Annotated in this window: 2 protein-coding genes; both read left to right on the forward strand. The window is 61.8% G+C overall.

Going from position 1 to position 1182, the window contains the following annotated elements; all coding sequences use genetic code 11:
* The first annotated feature begins 162 nt into the window (after positions 1-162).
* On the forward strand, positions 163-546 hold the full coding sequence (locus ACR0CG_RS23920) for a DUF1064 domain-containing protein (protein ID WP_480424014.1): 384 nt from the start codon (positions 163-165) through the stop codon (positions 544-546).
* Positions 543-1181, forward strand: a complete 639-nt coding sequence (locus tag ACR0CG_RS23925) for an MT-A70 family methyltransferase (protein ID WP_480424015.1) — start codon at positions 543-545, stop codon at positions 1179-1181. Before ACR0CG_RS23920 ends, ACR0CG_RS23925 begins: the two co-directional genes overlap by 4 nt.
* Position 1182 lies beyond the last annotated feature (1 nt).

A 1182-nucleotide genomic window follows, 5' to 3' on the forward strand; every position in this document is an offset into this window, starting at 1 on the left:
GACAACTGCCCTTGCGTCTGAATTTGCGCCACGGATGAGCAACGTTCTCAAGTTTCTGAATGAACTCGCCACTGCGCTGGGCATAGACGCTGGTCAGGCCGTCGCTGCCAAATTCAACAAGACGTCGGTCAAATACGGGCTCTCCACACGCATGGAGGCGTCATGACCGAGCGCATGTCCGCAGCCGAACTCCGTCATCTGCAGGAGCAACCGAAAGCTCAAAAGTTCGGTGCCCAGCGCATCACCGTCGATGGGATCAACTTCGACAGCAAACGTGAAGCGAAGCGCTGGGTGGAACTGAAGCTCCTGGAGCAGGCTGGGGAAATCATCGAACTCCGCCGGCAGGTCGTGGTCCCACTTGAGGGACGCGATGGTCCTCTGATCGCCCGGAAAGGTCGGCAGATGCGGATCACCGTGGACTTTGGCTATGTCGAGGTCGCCACCGGCGAGACCATCTACGAAGATGCCAAGGGCCTGCCCACGCGGGATTACGAGGTCCGCCGCGCCGTCGCCGCCGCTCAAGGGGTGGAGGTGCGCGAGGTATGAGCGCCCTGCGTGAGTTTCTGGATATGCGCCCGCACGGTGGCTTCAACATGATCATGGCGGACCCAGCGTGGCGCTATGAGTTGTACTCGGAGGCTGGTGAGAAGAAGGCGCCGCAAGCGCACTATGCGTGTGAGGACACGGACGCCATTTGCGCGTTGCCCGTGGAGGCAATTGCAGCGGCGGATTGCCTGTTGTGGCTCTGGGCCACCAACCCGATGCTGCCCGACGCACTGCGCGTGATTGAGGCCTGGGGGTTCGAGTACAAGACAGCGGGTACGTGGGTGAAGCGCACCACCCGCGGCAAGGAGGCGTTCGGCACCGGCTATGTGTTGCGCAGCTCAAATGAGCCATTCCTGATCGCCACCCGCGGGGCTCCGAAGACGACCAGGTCCACCCGATCGACAGTGGCCACGTTCGACGATGGTTTCCATTCGGAGTTTGGTGGCGGGCCTTGGCCTACCGGGACGATCACGATTGAGGCGAAGGTGCGCGAGCATTCCCGCAAACCGAACGAGGCATTCGAGGCGGCTGAAAACCTCATGCCCGATGCGCGGCGGATTGAGCTATTCTCGCGTCAACTCCGGCCGGGCTGGACTGTCTGGGGCGATGAGGTGGGTAAGTTCGATGCTCCCTAAG

The sequence above is a fragment of the Ruegeria sp. AB8 genome, assembly GCF_056542605.1.